Here is a 3,149-nt window from a genome sequence, read left to right on the forward strand (position 1 = left end):
CTATTCATCGCTGCATCCTGTTAAAATGAAGGCGTCCCAGGCCGAACCGCCTGGATTGGCATTGGCGAAATCGGCTCCTTCGGTGAAAGCCACGCCGAAACCGGGCAAGAGCAGCCCTCTCGGCGCCGGTGTCGCTTCGCGCGAATTCAACTGCTCGGCGCCGCCGCCGGTCAAGGCATAGACCTGGCCCTCCCATAGCCTGCACAATCCGCTACCGTCCTGCAGGCCGCCTTCCCGGTCGTCGTCGGTGCAGGCGTGGCGAATGGTGCCGAGCGGGAAGGAATTCTTGCCGTTGGTCCAGGTGATGTCGGCGGGCAGGCTCGTGCCGGCTTTGGGCACGGCCAGCGAAAACACTTCGGCCGTCAGCGCCGCCGGCTCGTTGGCGAGCGGCCGGAATTGCACGACGGCACCCGAGCGCGGCTCCTGATAGGTGGCGTGACTCAGGAGGCATTCTTTTGCCAAGGCCGCCTGCATCGGGCCGAGCAGGCCCAGGAGGAAAAAGGCCAGTATGCGGGTGATCATCCAATGTCTCTGGGAAAGCGTTGAGTCGGCCCGCACAGTCGCATCATCCGCGCAAAAGCATAGCAAAATCCGGAACGGCGGCGTTTGTCCGCTCCTGGACAAAACTTGTCCACGCAAAATCCCACCAGCCTGTATGGTCGAGCGCACTGATCGAAGGAGTGGTGATGCGGCGTTTGGTGATGACGACGGCAATATCCGCATTCGCCGGTGGCTCCGCGCTGGCGGCGCCGCCTTATGTTGGGACATGGTCTAGCGACAGGCTGAACTGCCACGCGGCTCCCGACATCCAACGCGAGACTGTGTTCACAGTGGACCAGGCGTCGCTGTCGTTCCCCGATCTCGGCTGCGAGCAGGCGACATTTCGCAAAAGCTCGACCGGTTGGGTGGTGCATGCCAGCCAATGCTACGGTTCCGACCCGTCGATCGAGGAGCCGTTCGCGCGTGTCATCCATATCGTCAGGCATGGGGCCACGCTGCGGTTCACCTGGCCTGGCTTCGACAGCGGACCGCTCGTCCGCTGTTGAAGGCGTCCGGCGCCTCAGACCAGGCCGACCAGAAAGGCGGCGCCACCGAGAAAGCCTGCCGAGCAGATCCATAACAGCCAGAGCCCCCGTACCCGGCATTCCAGCACCGCCGAGCCGGGGTTGGCGGGGTCATAGTGGACGTCGACCTTGCTGCCTTCGACATACTGCCGTGCCTGGCCGCCGACGAGGCCGGGCAACGAAGCCGTCACGGTTCCGCCGAAGGTCACACGATCGGCGCTGTAGCGCTGGCCGGCGACGTCATAGGAGTAGACGATGCGGGATTTGAAGACGGTGCGCCAGCGACCATGGCCAGAATGGTTTCGGAGCGCCTGCAGGCCCGAGTTATCGATGCGGCCGGCAGTGACCGGCCATTTTGCCGCCTGCTCGGCCAGCGATCTCTGGACGAAGCCCATGCGCAAGGCAAACAGGCCCATGAACAGCAGCAGCGCTCCCGCGCCGAGGTTTTGCGGCTTGGGCAAATGCGGCCTGATCGCCTCCAGGACGCCGCCGACGGAAAACACCAGCACAAGCGCGCCGACCACCAGCCCGGCCGAGAGCTGGATCATGAACTTGAAGGCGCCTTCGGGCATGGTGCGCTCGATCACGGCTTTGCTCGGATCGGCCGGATTGTAGAAGACAGTCACCTCCGCGCCGCGGGGAAACTGGGCAAGGGTTTCGGTGACTTCGAAATTCCCCAAATTCTCCTTCACGCTGTAGCGCGAGCTTTGAAATTTCTTGCCGCCGACCTTGTATTCGAAGGTGATCGCCGGAAAATTGCGCATTTCGGTCGTATCAGTGCTGTCCGAACCAACGCCCGAGCTTCTGACCTCGCGTGCCTCGACGCGCGACGAGATGATCTTTCCCGGCGTCGGCAGCCAGCGGCTGAGTGCCTTCACCTCTCGCCATTTCATGAAGGTGATGAACGACAGCGCGCCCGCGACCACGCAGGCAAAGCCGACAAGCATGATCTTGAGTTCCAACTCGTCTCCCCCCAGGAGTGCAGGAACCCGCACATAGACAGCATGGCGGCGGCAATGTCTTGTATTTTCGCAAATCTGAAAAGGCTGAGCAGCGCAAACGGCAACAGCCCACGCCGCGTTATGCAGGCTTCACGGCCAGGAACGTGTTCCATTCTTCGCTATTGCGGCCGACGTTGAAATCGTCCCTGATAAGGACCAGCCCGGCGCCTTCGAGATGGGCGGCGAAGTCGTCCCTGCGCCAGTAGACCATGTGATATTCGCCTGATCTCTCGCCGTCGCCATTGCGCATCGAGACGAGGAAGGCGCCGCCCGGGCGCAGCGACCCGGCTATCTTGGCAAGCACCTGGTCGGTCTGGTCGCGAGGCACGTGGATCAGGACGCATAGGGCAAGGACCGCGTCGTAGGGGCCGCCGAGATCATCGGTGATGAGATCGAGCAACTCGCCATGCTTACCACGCGCGGCCTGCAGCTCGAGAAACCGCTTGGTGGCGTCGGTGCGCCGAACCTTGACGCCCAAATTTTCCAGAAAATCCGCATCGTATCCGGCTCCGGACCCGACTTCCAAAATCCGGCCACCTGTGCCGGCGATTGCCACCAGGCGCTTGAGCGATGCCTGCTCCCTCTCGTTGGGAACATGGCGCACGATGGCATCATATTGTTCCGCATAATCCTCGTAAGCGCTGATCGTTTGACGGCTCTGTGCCAGAGCCTCCGATGACACACCCATCTTTTCCTCCCATGCGTCCTTGTTGGTCAAAGAGCCAGGCACTTTCCTCAGCGAATGCTGCCGGCGGAAGCGTGTCCATCGAGCAGTCCGATATCGCGCTTGAAATGGTCCGACAGCGCACGCTGGTCAAGCAGGCCGCGTGAGCGGGTCCTGAAGGGAGCGGCGAAGAGGTCGAGGATCGGCGGACACCCGAGAAAGCGAACGACGCCAAGCCTGATAGCTTGTCTCAGTTGGCGTCGGCTACCGTCTGCCGGCCCCCGGCCCAGGCGCGCCATTGCCGTTCGTCGCCATGGAAGACATTGAGGTCTATGCGGCCAGTGACGCCGTGCGACAGGCCGGAGCCGGAATACTGCCAGAACAGCCATTTGCGACCGGGATAGACCTTTGACGCTGTCT

At 62.4% G+C, this 3,149-nt stretch carries 4 protein-coding genes and 1 pseudogene; 1 reads left to right on the forward strand and 4 read right to left on the reverse strand.

The window, feature by feature from the left end; all coding sequences use genetic code 11:
* A complete protein-coding gene (locus ENZ75_RS26300; RefSeq protein WP_013532080.1) occupies positions 1-522 on the reverse strand; it encodes a hypothetical protein in 522 nt (173 codons plus the stop codon).
* A 164-nt stretch (positions 523-686) separates the two neighbouring features.
* Between ENZ75_RS26300 and ENZ75_RS26305 the strand changes: the two genes are divergently transcribed.
* Positions 687-1,046, forward strand: a complete 360-nt coding sequence (locus ENZ75_RS26305; RefSeq protein WP_013532081.1) for a hypothetical protein — start codon at positions 687-689, stop codon at positions 1,044-1,046.
* A 14-nt stretch (positions 1,047-1,060) separates the two neighbouring features.
* Here the strand turns inward: ENZ75_RS26305 and ENZ75_RS26310 are convergent, their stop codons facing one another.
* The 3 genes and pseudogenes from ENZ75_RS26310 to ENZ75_RS35350 all read right to left on the reverse strand — a co-directional run.
* Positions 1,061-2,026 (reverse strand): DUF3592 domain-containing protein, encoded by a 966-nt coding sequence (locus ENZ75_RS26310; RefSeq protein WP_224619575.1) that lies wholly within the window; start codon positions 2,024-2,026, stop codon positions 1,061-1,063.
* Between the two features lie 118 nt (positions 2,027-2,144).
* Positions 2,145-2,753 carry a class I SAM-dependent methyltransferase gene (locus ENZ75_RS26315; protein WP_063170216.1) on the reverse strand — a complete coding sequence of 203 codons (609 nt, stop codon included), beginning with the start codon at positions 2,751-2,753 and terminating at the stop codon, positions 2,145-2,147.
* Positions 2,754-2,979: 226 nt separating this feature from the next.
* Positions 2,980-3,149 (reverse strand): annotated as a pseudogene (locus ENZ75_RS35350) (muramidase); the annotation flags it as partial.

Origin of the sequence: Mesorhizobium sp. M7A.F.Ca.CA.002.04.1.1 (assembly GCF_004022805.1) — a bacterium.
GTDB classification, from domain to species: domain Bacteria; phylum Pseudomonadota; class Alphaproteobacteria; order Rhizobiales; family Rhizobiaceae; genus Mesorhizobium; species Mesorhizobium ciceri.